This window comes from Nissabacter archeti, assembly GCF_018257325.1.
Classification (GTDB): domain Bacteria; phylum Pseudomonadota; class Gammaproteobacteria; order Enterobacterales; family Enterobacteriaceae; genus Chimaeribacter; species Chimaeribacter arupi.
Map to the genome: position 1 here is coordinate 315,491 of NZ_JAERKB010000008.1, position 14,318 is coordinate 329,808.

Sequence of the window (14,318 nt, forward strand, 5' to 3'; positions counted from 1 at the left end):
ATCAAGATGATGAGCTAAGGAGAAACTGAGGTCGTCAGCGATCTTTTAATGCAGCTTCTGTGCCAACCGGCACTCTACGCCGGTTGCGCAGCAGGGCATTCAGCAGAATGGCCCCAAAGGTAGCGGTGCCGATGCCCCCCATCGTGAAGCCGCCCAGGCTCAGGGCAAAATCCCCGGCGCCCAGCACCAGCGTCACGGCGACCATGATCAGGTTGCCGTTCTCACTGAGATCCACCCGGTTCTGCACCCAGATACGCGCGCCTGCCACGGCAATCAACCCAAACACCACAATCGAGGTGCCGCCCAGCACCGGGCCGGGAATGGTGTGGATCACTGCACCAAACTTGGGCGAGAAGCCCAGCAGAATGGCAACCAGCGCCGCCGCCACAAAAATCAGCGTGGAGTAGATGCGGGTCACCGCCATCACGCCGATATTCTCAGCATAGGTCGTCACACCGGTGCCGCCCATCGAGGCGGAAAGCATGGTCGCCAGGCCGTCACCGACAAAGGCGCGCCCCATGTACGGGTCGAGGTTTTTGCCGGTCATGCCCGCCACCGCTTTGATATGGCCGAGGTTCTCCGCCACCAGGATCACCGCCACCGGCGCGATCAGCAGCATCGCCTGGCTGCTGAATACCGGCGTGCTGAACGCCGGCAGGCCGAACCAGGCAGCTTGTGCCACCGGCGCAAAATTCACCGGTGTGCCCCAGCCCAGCCCGTTGGTCACCGCGATGTAGATCAGGTAGGCTGCCAGCAGCCCGATCAGGATCAGCAGGCGTTGCAGCAGCCCACGGGTAAACACCGCCACACTGCCGATACAGAGCACCGTGATCACCGCCATCCAGCTGTCAAACGTCGAGCCTGAGACGCTTTTCACCGCAATCGGTGCCAGGTTGAGGCCAATCGCCATCACCACCGCACCGGTGACCACCGGCGGCATCAGCCGTTCAATCCAGCGGGTGCCGGCCGCCATCACAATTACCCCGATCAGCGTATAGACGGCCCCACAGGCGATGATGCCGCCCAGCGCCACCCCCATATTGGGGTTCGGCCCCTGGCCGCCGTAGCCGGTCACGGCGATCACCAGCCCGACAAAAGCCGCGCTGGAGCCGAGGTAACTGGGCACCCGGCCGCCCACCACCAGAAAGAACAGCAGGGTGCCGATGCCGGACATCAGAATCGCCAGATTGGCATCAAAGCCCATCAGCAGCGGCATCAGCACCGTGGCACCAAACATCGCCACCGAGTGTTGCAGCCCCATCACCAGCGTCGGCCAGAGCGGCAACCGCTCATCCGGGGCGATGATTGCCCCGTCAAGATTGCCCTGCCGTTTATGCCATTTCGGAAACCAGGAAGAGGTCATGGTGTTCTCCAGAGGTGGAATGCAGACCGCCGCGGTGCGGCGGGCCGGTTAACTGAGCTGGCGCATCAGCGGGTGGTAGCGCCGGTCGAAATAGACCAGGCCGTGGCCCGCGTCATTACGCCGCAACGCCACCACCTCACAGAACAGGATGTCATGGGTGCCGACGCTGACCGTCTGGGTGATGCGGCAATCAAAATTGGCCACTGCCCCGGCCAGCACCGGCGAGCCGGTCGCCAGCCGCGACCAGTCGGCAGCGGCGAAGCGGGCCTCCATCGGCGTTTTGCCGCCAAACAGGTTGGAGAGGTCCTCGTGCCCGGCGGACAGCGTGTTAACGCAAAGCTGCTGGTTGCGGGCAAAGGCCGGGTGCACCGAGGCGGAACGGTTCAGGCAGACCAGCAGCGTCGGCGGGGTGTCGGTCACGCTGCATACTGCCGAGGCAGTAAAACCGGCGCGGCCTGCCGGGCCATCGGTGGTGATGATATTGACCGCCGCCCCCAGGCAGGACATGGCCTGGCGGAACGTGTGTTGCGTCACCGGCTCAACCGGGGGGGCCGCCTGCGCAGCGGTATCCGCATAGGGTAATGCAGTGTGCATATGTCAGCTCCTTACTATGAAATCAGCATAACCGGCAGGCGCGGTCGAACGGCAGGCGCGGCAGGCGGCCATACACCTTGCCGGCATCGCCATAGCCGATATTGATCAGAAAATTGACTTTCCAGCCCTGTTCCGCCAGAAATTCCTGCTCGATTTTCGCCGGGTCGAAACCGGACATTGGCCCGGTGTCCAGCCCCAGTGAGCGGCAGGCGATGATCAGGTAGGCGGCTTGCAGGCTGGCGTTACGGAACGCCGTCTCGTGGGCCAGTTCCGGGCTGGAGGTAAACCAGCTGCGGGCATCGCCGTGCGGGAAGAGTTCCGGCAGGGCGTCATAAAACGCCGGGTCCCAGGCCATAATGGCGGTGACCGGCGCACTTTGCGTCTTGGCGACATTGCCGCTGGAGAGCGCGGGCAGCAGCCGTGCGCGGGCTTGTGGGCTGCGCACAAACACGATGCGCGCCGGGCTGCAATTGGCGGAGGTCGGGCCGAGGCTGGCGAGCTGGTACACCTCCTGCAACAGCGCATCACTCACCGGCTTATCCAGCCAGCCATTCTGGCTGCGCGCCTCGGTAAACAGCGTGGCCAGGGCGGCAGCGCTCAGGGCTTCATTCATACAGGCTCCATTGGGTGGCGTTTCAGCCACGCCAGTAAAAGGGAAGTAAAGGTCTCCGGGTCCGTCACGCTCATGGCATGGCCGCCATAGGCCATCTCCTGGTAATGGCCCTGCGGCAGGGCCGCTGCCAGCGCCGCTGAACAAGGGTAGGGCACCAGCAGGTCATCCCGCGCGCACAGTGCCAGCACCGGTGCCTCCAGCGCCGGCAGCCGGGCACGCAGATCGGCGGCCATCAGCGCCTCCAGCCGGTGCAGCAGGTTTTCCATGCCCTGAAAGTGCGCGACCTGGTGCGCCTGCTCCTGCTCCAGCAGCGCCTCATGCTGTGACAGCCAGTCCGCCGGGTAGAGGAACAGCGGCTGGGCGCGCACATAGGCTTCCACGCCGCTGTTCAGCAGCAGATCGCGGCGCACGTTGAAGCAGCGCCGGGTCTGGCTGTCCAGCACCGGCCAGCCGTTGACCACCACCAGGCTGTGCAGCAGGCCGGGGTAATCCAGCGCCAGCTGCAACCCGATAATGCCGCCCAGCGCATGGCCCACCAGATGGCAGCGCTGCACCTCCAGCCGCTGTAACAACGCAGCCAGTTCGGCGGCCATGTCTGCCATCCGGTAGCCCGGCGCCAGGGTGCCGCCGCTGCGGCCGGTGCCATTGTGGTCGTAAAGGATCACCCGGCGTTCGGCCGCCAGCGCGGCCAGTTGCGGCTGCCAGAAACTGCCGCTGCCGCCCAGACCGGCACTGAGCACGACGGTCTCAGCAGTGGGCGACGGGTCGCCCAGCACCTCGTAATACATCATGGCCTCTCTTAGGTGACGGTCAGCGGGTGCCGATATGGGCAATGGTGGCGATCTCAATCAGCGCGTCCGGCTTCACCAGCCCGCACTGGATGCAGAAACGGGCCGGTTTGTCACCGGGGAAGTACCCGGCGTAGACCTGATTAATCGCCGCGTAATTGGCCCAGTCAGTGATAAAAATCGAGTTAAAGGTCACGTCATCCATCGTGCCGCCTGCGGTTTCAATCACGCTTTTGATGGTTTCGAGCACGTGGCGCGTCTGGGCGGCGGCATCGCCGACATGCACCACGTTGTTCTCTTTATCGAACGGCAGCGTCCCGGAGACATAGACCACGCCGTCAGCCAGCGTGCCGGGGACAAAGGGCGCCAGCGGTACGCCGCTGCCGGGGGGAATAATGGCGTGTTTAGGCATTGCGTCTCTCCCTGAAGTCAGGCGGTCTGGCTGAGCGGGGCGCGTTGCCCCTCCACGGCGCGGCAGAAACTTGCCACGTCCGAGACCCAGCCGAAAAAGGTTTCGATGTTGAACAGTGCGGCCTGCTGGGCAAACGGCGGCCCGGCCTGATGGGTGGCGTCTTCCAGCACCACGCCGAAATACTCCAGGAAGAAGCCGTCGCGCAACGTGGATTCCACGCAGACGTTGGTGGCGATGCCGGTAAACACCAGATGGTGGATGCCGTAACTGCGCAGCAGGCTGTCGAGCTGGGTATTGAAGAAGCCGCTGTAGCGCGGTTTCGGCAGCACGATGTCACCCGGCTGCGGGCGCAGCTCATCCACCAGCTCATAATCCCAGTCGCCTTTCGCCAGCAGCTTGCCCTGGAGCGCCGGGCGTTTGCGCATGGTTTTCAGCGCGTTGGATTTGTGGAAATTCGGCGAGCCGGGGCCGCCCGCTTCCACATACTGGTTGTCCCAGCCGTTCTGGAAGAAGATAACCTTGATGCCGGCGGCGCGGGCGGCGGCAATGGCGGTGTTAATATTGGCAATCACCGGCCCGGTGGCGGAGACATCAAACCCGGCCAGGTCCAGATAGCCACCCTGCGAGGCATAAGCATTCTGCATATCCACCACGATCAGCGCGGTCTGTTGCGGGCTGAAGGCAAGCGCCTCCGGCCGGGCGGGCAGGATCACTTCGCTGCCCGGCTCACCGGGCTGGCGGCGCACTACCGGGGTGGACTCTGCATCGTGATGGGGGTCAACAATGTTCATTACGCTACCTCGCGGTTGGTGTCACCGGTGAGCACCGACTGGCGGGTTTTCATCAGCGGCTGGATGCGTTCGCCAAACTGCTCGATGCCGTTGATAAAGTCGTCAAAGGTCAGCAGGACGCCTTCGGTACCGGGCACGGTGGCCACTTCATCCAGCATTTTCGCCACATGGGCATAAGAGCCGACCAGCGTGCCCATATTGATGTTGACGGCGGACGTCGGGTCAGCCATCTGGCGCACGTTGGTGTCCGCGCCGGATTTGGTGTCTTTGCTGCTCTGCTCGGTGAGCCAGGCCAGCGCCCCGGTGTCTGCACCCGCTTTGTAGTGCTCCCATTTGGCGCGCGCCGCCTCGTCGGTTTCATCGGCGATGATCATAAACAGGACGTAGGAGGAGACGTCCCGCCCGGTTTTCTCCGCAGCGCTTTTCATCCGGGCTGCGGTTGGGGCAAAGGCCGCCGGGGTGTTGACGCCCTTACCAAAGCAGAAGTTGTAGTCGGCATACTGCGCGGAGAAGGCCATGCCCGCGTCGCTCTGCCCGGCGCAAATCACTTTCATCTCCGCCTGCGGCTGCGGGCTGAGGCGGCAATCGTCCATCTGGAAGAAATCGCCTTTGAAGTCCGATTTGCCGGTGCCCCACAGGTCACGCAGCACCTGCACATATTCGGCCAGGTAGTCGTAACGGCGGCTGAAGTAGTCGTCGCCCGGCCAGATACCCATCTGCTCATATTCCGGTTTCTGCCAGCCGGTCACCACGTTCAGGCCGAAACGCCCGTTGGAGATGGAATCAATCGTTGAGGCCATGCGCGCCACAATCGCCGGGGGCATTGTCAGGGTGGCGGCCGTGGCAAAGATTTTGATGCGGGAGGTCACGGCAGCCAGCCCGGCCATCAGCGTGAAGGACTCCAGGTTATGGTCCCAGAACTCAGTTTTGCCGCCAAAGCCGCGCAGCTTGATCATCGACAGTGCGAAATCGAAATGGTAATGCTCCGCTTTCTGCACGATGGCTTTGTTCAGCTCAAAAGTCGGCTTGTATTGCGGGGCGTTGGTGGAGATTAACCAGCCGTTGTTGCCGATCGGGATAAAGACGCCAATTTTCATCTGCACACCTCATGTAGTCAGGACGGTCATGTCATCAGGCAGGTTGCCGGTGCAACGCGGTGCCGGGGTAAGGGAGGTATTGCAAACCCAATGCCACTTTTTTAAACAGTAAGCTAATCAGCAGGTTAAAAAATAACGGGCAGTGACTACTGACTGAATGGTCTGAAACAGACCATTTGGTAAAAAATTTGTGCACAAAAAGCAGGCAGATTTGAGCAAAAATGGTGCAGATTTGTTAAAAAATTAACCCAGACGGGGTAGGGAACGGCTTTGGGGCGGTAACATAGGCGCATTCATCGTCATTTGTTATGCTTGATGAAGAAAACATCATGTAAACCATTGAGAGTCCCTGGAGGGGATGTGAAGTTACCCGCAGAACAGGATGGCCAACCGGTGGCCGCGGCCACCAAAGCAAAAACACCCACCCGCCGTTCACGGGCCGTGGCCGCCAAACGGCAGGCGATTATGGCCGCGGCGCTGGAATTTTTTTCCCAGTACGGCATCCACGGCACCAGCCTCGATCAGGTGGCGGCGCGGGCGGACGTCTCCAAAACCAATCTGCTCTACTATTTCCCGTCCAAAGAGGCGCTTTATGTGGCGGTGCTGAAGGATCTCCTCGACATCTGGCTGGCCCCGCTGAAAGCGCTGCGCGCCGACCAGGCACCGCTGGCGGCGATCAGCGACTACATCCGGCTGAAACTGGAGGTGTCGCGCGATCACCCGCAGGCGTCGCGCCTGTTCTGCCTGGAGATGGTTCAGGGCGCGCCGCTGCTGAAGCAGGAGCTGCAAGGCTCGCTGAAAACGCTGGTGGCGGAGAAATCCGCGATCATCGAAGAGTGGGTGGCAACGCAGCGCATCGCACCGGTCGCGCCGTTGCAGCTGATCTTTATGCTGTGGGCCACTACCCAGCACTACGCGGATTTCTGGGTGCAGGTTGAGGCGATTTCCGGCCGCTCATTGCAGGATGAGGCCTTTTTCCAGCAGACCCTGGACACCCTCCAGCGCATCATTGTCGACGGCATCCGCCTGCGCCCCTGAACCGCCTGCCGGCCAGGGGCATTAATCCTAATCTCAGTGCCCATCCGACGGAGTTTTGGTAATTTTGCCCATCAGCGCATAGGGTTAAACCAGCCACGGCGGACGCTGATGCCGTCATACCGTTCTCTTTTTCGTTTTTGCCGTTCAGGGAGATGCGATGGATTCTGTTTCACAACTGGCGCTGGGTGCCGCCCTCAGCGTGACGGTGATGGGCCGCCGGATGCCGGTCTGGCAATCGGCCCTGCTGGGGGCGGTATGCGGCACGCTGCCCGATCTCGATGTGTTTTTTGACCGCGGCGACCCGGTCAGCAACATGACCATGCACCGCACCGAAAGCCACGCGCTGTTTTACCTGACGCTGGTGTCGCCGCTGATCTCCTGGCTGGCCGGCATCCTGTTCCGGCTGCGCGGCCAGGTGATCCGCCTCTGGCTCGCGGTGTGGCTGGCGCTGGTTACCCACCCGTTGCTGGACACCATGACGGTGTACGGCACCCAGTTCGGCCTGCCTTTTACCGATTACCCTTATGCCATCGGCAGCGTGTTTATCATCGATCCGCTCTATACCCTGCCGCTGCTGGTGGGCGTCATCGCGGCGCTCATCCTGCGTAACCGGCGCGGCCTGCGCTGGAACCACGGCGGGTTACTGCTGAGCTGCGTGTATCTGCTCTGGAGTGTGTTTGCCCAGCAGCAGGCAACCGACGCCGCCCGGCAGGCGATCGCCCGGAACTATATCAACAGCGAGCGGGTGCTGGTGACGCCGACCAGCCTGAATACCCTGGTATGGCGGGTGGTGGTGATGACGCCGGGCACCTACGGCGAAGGCTTCTATTCGCTGCTGGCACCGGATCAGCCGCTGACGTTCACCTTCTACCCGCGCGGTGAGGCGCTGTATGCGGCGCACCGTGATAACCCGTATGTGGCGCGCATGGCATGGTTTACCCACGGCTTTTTCCGGATGCAGGAACAGAACGGGCACCTGTGGCTCAGCGATCTGCGCATGGGCGAGGAACCGTATTACACCTTTACCTTTGATCTGGGGCCGCTGAATGCGCCCAACGGAGAAGTGCTGCCGACACGGATCAACAGTGTGCGCCCGCCGGTCAGTGAGATGATTGGCCGGGTGTGGCAACAGTTGAAAGCGGAATAGGGGGACGCGGGGGCGGGAATGAGGAGACTGCCCCGCCGCAGCGGGCGGGGCAGGCCGGTCAGGCGCGCTGTTTACGGCGCAGGGCCGCGTAAGTCACGCCCAGCAGCAGGAACCAGAGCGGCGTGACCATCAACGCCTGGCGGGTGTCTTCCTGCAACGTCAGCAGCACCAGCACAAAGGCGAAGAACGCCAGACATACCCAGCACATCACCACGCCGAGCGGCATTTTATAGGCAGACGCCTGGTGCAGTTGCGGGCGGGTACGGCGGTAGACCAGATAGGAGCAGAGAATGATGCTCCAGACGAACATAAACAGGATTGCCGACACCGTGGTGACCAGCGTGAACACCGTCATCACATTCGGGATCAGGTAGATCAGCACCACACCGCTCAGCAGGCAGATGCAAGAGAAGATCAGCCCGGTGGACGGCACCGCGCGGCGGGAGAGGCGGCCGAAACTTTTCGGCGCACTGCCTTCCTGCGACAGGCCAAACAGCATACGGCTGGTAGAGAAAATGCCGCTGTTGGCCGAGGAGGCTGCCGAGGTCAGCACCACAAAGTTAATGATGCTGGCTGCTGCCGGCAGGCCCACCAGCACAAACAGCTCGACGAACGGGCTTTTGTCCGCGACCACGGAACGCCACGGCGTCACGGCCATGATGGTCACCAGCGCAAACACATAGAACATGATGATACGCAGCGGGATGGAGTTGATGGCGCGCGGCAGCACGGTTTCCGGATCTTTGGTTTCCGCAGCGGTGGTGCCCACCAGCTCAATGCCGACAAACGCGAACACGGCAATCTGGAAGCCGGCAAAGAAGCCGCTCAGGCCTTTCGGGAACATGCCGCCGTCATTCCAGATGTTGCTGAACGCGGCCACGCTGCCCGACGGGGAAGGGAAGTGCATCATCACCATCACCACGCCGGCGATAATCAGCGCCACAATCGCGACAATCTTGATCATCGCAAACCAGAATTCCATCTCGCCGAACAGCTTGACCGTGGCCAGGTTCAGGCTCAGCAGCAGCAATACGCAAAGCAGCGAGGCAACCCAGTGCGATAAGCCGGGGAACCAGAACTGCGCATAGGAGGAGATGGCGACCACATCGGCAATGCCGGTGACAATCCAGCAGAACCAGTACGTCCAGCCGGTGAAATAACCGGCCCACGGGCCAAGCAGGTCGGTGGCAAAATCACTGAACGATTTATATTCCAGGTTAGACAGCAGCAGCTCGCCCATCGCGCGCATCACAAAAAACAGCATAAAGCCGATGATCATATAAACGAAGATGATCGACGGCCCGGCCAGGCTGATGGTTTTGCCGGAGCCCATAAACAGCCCGGTGCCGATGGCCCCGCCAATGGCAATAAGCTGAATATGCCGGTTTGTCAGATTGCGTTTCAGATTCTCTTCACCGCGCGCGGGGGCGGCGTTGAGTTCTTTTGTTTGATCAACCATTAATAAAGGTTCCTGTCTTGTTATCAGTGAGGAGCTCTGAATGGCTCTTGTTGATGTTGTGTTGTGCCTGAAGCGGTTATCAAGATAATGTAATATTTGTGTTAACTGTTAGTTTCGCGAAAGCTATTTTCTGCGGGGGCGAACGTACGGCTTGTATACTTATTTTTACGCGGGTGGAACGTCCGCCGGGGTAAATAGCAAAGCGCAAGAGGCTAACAAAATAAATACATCCGAACAACGTGATTCCGGTCACGGAGAAAGTAAATTGTGCGTTCTGCCGGGCAGCTATTTTTTTCTGAGCGAAATACGGTGAATAAAGCGGCGAAGGCGGGCACTTATGCCGCCATCAGCGCCGGTTATCCTGCGGCGTGCCGTGATAAGCCGTTGATCTGGCTATTCTCTGAAAGGTGCTAAGCATTGCCGGATCCGGCATTTCACCCGGCCGCGGAAACCCCTATAGTCGGGATATCGCTTTTCTTTCAGGAAGATGCCATGCCCAGACTGTTGCCCGTGACGGCGGCCCTCGCCGCACTCCTTGGTTTTTCCCCTGCACAGGCCGCCACGCCGGCGGATACGCTGATTGTGGCTATTTCGCTGGATGGGGTAATCAGCCTCGACCCGGCCGAGAGTTTTGAGACGGTGAGCACCGGCAGCCTGGTGGATATCTACCAGGGGCTGGTGGCCCCGGACCGGCAGGACCCGCGTAAACTGGTGCCGGCGCTGGCGACCGGGTGGCAGCCGGGCACCAGTGAGCACAGCCTGCGGTTTACCCTTAACCCCGACGCGCGTTTCGCCGGCGGCAACCCGGTCACGGCGGATGATGTGATCTATTCGCTGAGCCGCGTGGTAAAGCTGAACAAGACCCCGTCGTTTATCCTGAGTGAGTTTGGCTGGACGCCGGAGAACATTGGGGCGCAGTTCACCCGCTATGATGACCACCAGCTGGAGATCCGCTGGACGTCGCCGATTGGCCGCGATCTGGCCTTACGCCTGCTCTCTGCGCCGGTGGCCTCCATCGTGGACAGCAAACTGCTGGCGCAACAGACCCAGGGCAATGATTTTGGCAACGGCTGGCTGCGCACCCACTCCGCCGGCAGCGCAGCTTACCGCGTGCGCAACTACATTCCCCATGAGGCGCTGATCCTGGAAGCGAACCCGCAGGCTGCCACGGCCCCGAAACTGAAACGGGTGATCCTGAAAAACGTGGCTGACCCCGGCACCCGCCGCTTGCTGCTGGAGCAGGGCGACGCCGATGTGGCCTACGATCTGGGTGCAGACCAGTTTGCCGCGCTGGCGCACCAGCCGGGTGTGCGGGTGGCGGGCTTCCCCTCCGGGCTTATCTATTATCTCGGTTTTAACACCCAGAACCCGCAGCAGCCGGTGCTCGGCAACCCCGCATTCTGGCAGGCGGCGCGCTGGCTGGTGGATTATGACGGCATCGCCAACCAGTTGCTGAAAGGGCAGTTCCAGGTGCATCAGGCATTTCTGCCGCAAGGCTTCGACGGGGCGCTGGAGAGCAAACCCTTCCATCTGGATGTGGCAAAAGCGAAAGCCATTCTGGCCGGGGCGGGTATCAAGCCGGGCACCCACGTTGATTTGACCATCGTCAACCAGCCACCGTATACCGATGTGGCGCAGGCGTTACAGGCCAGCTTTGCCCAGGCGGATATTACGCTCAACATCAAACCGGTGCCGGAGGCGGAGCTGTGGGGCAAAATGCGCAGCCGCGATTTCCAATCGATTTTCATCTATTGGGGGCCGGACTACATCGACCCGAACACCAACGCCAGCACCTTTGCCTATAACGTGCCGGGTGGGCCAAAAACCCTGGCATGGCGCGTGGGCTGGCAGATCCCGTCGCTCAGTGAGCAGACCCGCACTGCCGCAGCAGCCAGCAATGCGACGCAGCGCCACGCGCTCTATACGCAGTTGCAGACAGAGATTCAGCAGAATTCACCGTATGTGGTGACGCTTCAGGGGCAGCGGCAGGTCGGGTTGCGCAGCGATATTGAGGGGGCCAGCCAGAACCTCGGCAACAGTATGCTGTTCTATGATGCCGTCAGCAAAAAACGCTGAGGCCGCCTGATTGCTGCGACAGGTGTGGAACCACCGTAAAAGGGCGTGCGCAATGATCGCGCACGCCCTTTTTTGCGGTTTTCCGGCAGGGCAGGCGTACAGCGCTCGTCAGCTTACGCTCATCCCGATAACGGCATTGACGAAAGACGAGGTGATAAACACCCCTCCCACAATAAGAAATGTTTGGTTTTTCATCGTGGCAGCAAGGGTCAGCATCACTAACCCTACCACCATCATTGGAATGGCAATGATCGTAAACGTGGACATCCTATCTCCTGTGCAGTTATTTCCTGGTAAGTCCTCAGCAGGCTATCACCTCTTACCGGCAGAGTGAGCGGACAGGCGCAGCGCCTGACGCCGGGGGTAAGACTCTGTCTCACTGTTTCTGTTGAGGTGGCCGGTAATACGCTAAAAAACCTTATAAAATTGACTCATTGATCTCATTTCGCGTTTCGGGTTCTTAATAAGATATCCCGGCATTTACTGCGCCTTTATACCATTTTTCATTAAAAAGGACATACGATGTTAAGGACTCTCTCTTATCGGGCATTGCTGCTGGCGTGCCTGAGTTTGACGGCGTATGACGCCACAGCAAAAAAAACACAGACGTCGGACGATGAAATAAAACAATTATTGATTGAAGCGTCTATTTCCGGCTATTCCGGCAATTGCGCCTGCCCTTATAACAGCGCCCGTAACGGCAGCCAGTGCGGCGGCCGCAGTGCCTGGAGTAAACCGGGCGGCGCGGAACCCCTCTGTTATAAAGAGGATGTCCCGGAGGAACAGGTAGAGGCATGGCGCAGGGCGCACGGCGAATAGCCTATTCCTCCGGCCGGGTGCGTTAAAGCAGGCTATGCTTATAGACTTCCCGGCCTGTCGCCTGGGCCGGGATATGGGTCATTACGCTGGAGGTAATATGGATAAAAAGCTGCAACAGACTGCGGAAGAATTGGGTGAAGTCCTGAAAGCACGCGGGATGAAAGTGACGTTTGCGGAATCCTGCACGGCGGGGCTGGCCGCGATGGCGGTGGCCTCAGCAGAATCAAGCGCGGATTTTTTCAGCCGCGGCTTTATTACGTATACCAACCAGGCGAAGCAGGAAGTCCTGGGGGTGAGCCGCAGTGCGCTCGACACTTATACTGCCGTCAGTGAGCCGGTGGTCCGGGAGATGGCGCAAGGTGCGCTGCGTATCTCCGGGGAGCAGGCCGCGGTGTCCATCAGTGGCTACGCCGGGCCGGATGGCGGGCCGGACGGCACACCCGCCGGGACGGTCTGGTTTGGCTGGGCGTTCTCTGACGGGCTGACCGTTGCCGAGGTGGAAACCTTTTCCGGTGATTGCGAGGAGGTGATTACCGCAGCGGCCCACTTTGCCCTGACGCGCCTGATCGCCCTGCTGAAAAACCGCTGATCGCCACCCCATACCGGGCCCGTGTATGGCGGGCCTGGTGCCCCCGGTTTATCCTGTCGCGGTTTCCCGCGTTATCCCCTTTATGGCCTGAGGGTCGAATCACGTGCATATCAATAAGCCGCGCTTCTGCCCGGCCACCTTGTTTGTGCGTCAGATAACCGGCAGCCGGTGTAGCACCGGTTGAAGTTCTCAGGCCTATTCAAGCTGTTATTCCGCCCGCGGAATCATGTATGGGAAATAAAAGTAATGAGCATAATTTATTTTATTACGCGCCTTTATTTATTCAAATGAGGGGCGGGTGAGTATTTATGATGCGCCATCACAATCCGGCCTCTTTATTTTTATTTCCGGCGGTGTTTTATTTCCGCAAATAACGATGCGCGTATAATAGAGTAAGCGCCGCGTCCCCTCACGATTCTCATCATTATCATTGAGTTATTTTGTTTTATGCCGTGATATTTAGTGTTGCCGGGCTGGCTATTCTATTTCGTGTGGATGCTACCGTTTAAAAAAACTTACCAATCGGAGAGCACACCTATGACACGCGATCAATTTAAACACGCCGCTGCCCTGACTGATACGCTGGCCGACCGCTGGTACGAGCCTTTTATGCAGACCTGCCACGAGTTTGTGATTGACACCCTGCCGCGCCAGGCCTGTTTTATTGCGCAGATTGGCACGGAGTCCGGCGGATTTACCCGGATTATTGAGTCCTTTAATTACAGCGTCACCGGCCTGATTATTTTTGGCCCGCGTATGACGCCGCAGCAACGCCAGGCACTGGGGCGCAAACCCGGCGAACCGGCACTGCCGGTGGAGCGGCAACGGGCGATTGCCAACCTGGTGTACGGGGGGCGGGTCGGCAATACGCAGCCTGATGACGGCTGGACTTACCGCGGCCGCGGCCTGAAGCAGGTGACATTCAAAGGCAACTATTTGCTGTGCGGCCGGGCGCTGGGGCTGGATCTGCTGGGGAACCCGGACCTGCTGCTGCTGGACATCAATGCGGCCCGTTCTGCGGGGTGGTTCTGGCGGGAGAAAAATCTCAGCCGTTTTGCGGACATGGGGGATTTTATCGGCATGACCAAAGCCATTAACGGTGGGCTGAACGGCATTGAAGACCGGCAGGCGCGCCTGCGGGTGGCGCAGAAAGCGCTGGGGCTGATGAAGTGAGCCTGAAAGGGGAGCCAGACGGCAGGCGTCTGGCTCGGCAGATTATTGGCGGTAGGCCTGTTTGATCTGGGCAAGCGTGGTGCGGAAGGTGTCCGCCTGCTGCTCATCTTCGATCTGGGCGATGAATTTTTCCAGGTTCAGCACCACTTTACCGGCATCAGCCTGGCCCAGCGCCTTCAGGATCATGGTCAGGGTCGCTTTCAGGCAGGCAATTTCAGTCGCCAGGGTTTCTACATTCGGGTCAGTGGCAAATTCGTTAAGGCTCACAATCTCATCTCCTTGCGATGAACAACGCGTCACGGCATACCGTACCGCAACGTAAAATACAGAAGCGGGCGAGTATACCACAGGAAGGGCGG

General features: G+C 60.1%; 16 protein-coding genes. 6 read left to right on the forward strand and 10 right to left on the reverse strand.

What is annotated here, in order from left to right; all coding sequences use genetic code 11:
- Nucleotides 1–34: 34 nt before the first annotated feature.
- The 7 genes from rutG to rutA are packed head-to-tail and all read right to left on the reverse strand — an operon-like array spanning nt 35 to nt 5,658.
- The gene (rutG, locus tag JK232_RS13080; RefSeq protein WP_101827943.1) at nt 35–1,363 is read right to left on the reverse strand and encodes a pyrimidine utilization transport protein G; all 1,329 of its coding nucleotides are present in this window, start codon (nt 1,361–1,363) and stop codon (nt 35–37) included.
- Nucleotides 1,364–1,411: 48 nt separating this feature from the next.
- Nucleotides 1,412–1,957 (reverse strand): NADH-dependent FMN reductase RutF, encoded by a 546-nt coding sequence (rutF, locus tag JK232_RS13085; protein ID WP_101833826.1) that lies wholly within the window; start codon nt 1,955–1,957, stop codon nt 1,412–1,414.
- Between the two features lie 22 nt (nt 1,958–1,979).
- On the reverse strand, nt 1,980–2,570 hold the full coding sequence (locus JK232_RS13090) for a malonic semialdehyde reductase (RefSeq protein WP_072925623.1): 591 nt from the start codon (nt 2,568–2,570) through the stop codon (nt 1,980–1,982).
- The gene (rutD, locus tag JK232_RS13095) at nt 2,567–3,358 is read right to left on the reverse strand and encodes a pyrimidine utilization protein D (protein ID WP_072925620.1); all 792 of its coding nucleotides are present in this window, start codon (nt 3,356–3,358) and stop codon (nt 2,567–2,569) included. The genes JK232_RS13090 and rutD overlap by 4 nt, the downstream gene beginning before the upstream one ends.
- Nucleotides 3,359–3,380: 22 nt before the next feature.
- Nucleotides 3,381–3,770, reverse strand: coding sequence for a pyrimidine utilization protein C (rutC, locus tag JK232_RS13100; protein ID WP_072925617.1), 390 nt, complete (start codon nt 3,768–3,770; stop codon nt 3,381–3,383).
- Between the two features lie 17 nt (nt 3,771–3,787).
- Nucleotides 3,788–4,561 (reverse strand): pyrimidine utilization protein B, encoded by a 774-nt coding sequence (rutB, locus tag JK232_RS13105; RefSeq protein WP_072925614.1) that lies wholly within the window; start codon nt 4,559–4,561, stop codon nt 3,788–3,790.
- Nucleotides 4,561–5,658: a pyrimidine utilization protein A gene (gene rutA / locus JK232_RS13110; RefSeq protein WP_072925611.1), complete on the reverse strand. Its 1,098-nt coding sequence runs from the start codon at nt 5,656–5,658 to the stop codon at nt 4,561–4,563. Before rutA ends, rutB begins: the two co-directional genes overlap by 1 nt.
- 315 nt (nt 5,659–5,973) lie before the next feature.
- Here rutA and rutR point away from each other — a divergent pair, with 315 nt between their 5' ends.
- Complete coding sequence (gene rutR, locus JK232_RS13115; RefSeq protein WP_079205144.1) at nt 5,974–6,696, forward strand: HTH-type transcriptional regulator RutR; 723 nt, start codon at nt 5,974–5,976, stop codon at nt 6,694–6,696.
- 157 nt (nt 6,697–6,853) lie between these two features.
- Complete coding sequence (locus tag JK232_RS13120; RefSeq protein WP_072925606.1) at nt 6,854–7,843, forward strand: metal-dependent hydrolase; 990 nt, start codon at nt 6,854–6,856, stop codon at nt 7,841–7,843.
- 58 nt (nt 7,844–7,901) lie between these two features.
- Here the strand turns inward: JK232_RS13120 and cycA are convergent, their stop codons facing one another.
- Nucleotides 7,902–9,302 (reverse strand): D-serine/D-alanine/glycine transporter, encoded by a 1,401-nt coding sequence (gene cycA / locus JK232_RS13125; RefSeq protein WP_072925603.1) that lies wholly within the window; start codon nt 9,300–9,302, stop codon nt 7,902–7,904.
- Nucleotides 9,303–9,794: 492 nt separating this feature from the next.
- On the opposite strand from cycA, the gene JK232_RS13130 reads away from it, so the two are divergent.
- Nucleotides 9,795–11,378: an ABC transporter substrate-binding protein gene (locus JK232_RS13130; RefSeq protein WP_212589299.1), complete on the forward strand. Its 1,584-nt coding sequence runs from the start codon at nt 9,795–9,797 to the stop codon at nt 11,376–11,378.
- A gap of 108 nt (nt 11,379–11,486) precedes the next feature.
- Here the strand turns inward: JK232_RS13130 and JK232_RS13135 are convergent, their stop codons facing one another.
- The gene (locus JK232_RS13135) at nt 11,487–11,645 is read right to left on the reverse strand and encodes a hypothetical protein (RefSeq protein ID WP_165699063.1); all 159 of its coding nucleotides are present in this window, start codon (nt 11,643–11,645) and stop codon (nt 11,487–11,489) included.
- Nucleotides 11,646–11,900: 255 nt separating this feature from the next.
- Here JK232_RS13135 and JK232_RS13140 point away from each other — a divergent pair, with 255 nt between their 5' ends.
- From JK232_RS13140 to JK232_RS13150, 3 genes are all read left to right on the forward strand, one after another.
- Nucleotides 11,901–12,197 carry a hypothetical protein gene (locus tag JK232_RS13140; protein WP_072925598.1) on the forward strand — a complete coding sequence of 99 codons (297 nt, stop codon included), beginning with the start codon at nt 11,901–11,903 and terminating at the stop codon, nt 12,195–12,197.
- 97 nt (nt 12,198–12,294) lie between these two features.
- Nucleotides 12,295–12,786 carry a CinA family protein gene (locus JK232_RS13145; RefSeq protein WP_072925596.1) on the forward strand — a complete coding sequence of 164 codons (492 nt, stop codon included), beginning with the start codon at nt 12,295–12,297 and terminating at the stop codon, nt 12,784–12,786.
- Nucleotides 12,787–13,323: 537 nt separating this feature from the next.
- Nucleotides 13,324–13,959 carry a glycoside hydrolase family 19 protein gene (locus JK232_RS13150; protein ID WP_072925593.1) on the forward strand — a complete coding sequence of 212 codons (636 nt, stop codon included), beginning with the start codon at nt 13,324–13,326 and terminating at the stop codon, nt 13,957–13,959.
- A 42-nt stretch (nt 13,960–14,001) separates the two neighbouring features.
- Here JK232_RS13150 and JK232_RS13155 read toward each other — a convergent pair whose 3' ends face one another.
- Nucleotides 14,002–14,226, reverse strand: a complete 225-nt coding sequence (locus JK232_RS13155; RefSeq protein WP_072925590.1) for a DUF2594 family protein — start codon at nt 14,224–14,226, stop codon at nt 14,002–14,004.
- Between the last annotated feature and the right edge of the window lie 92 nt (nt 14,227–14,318).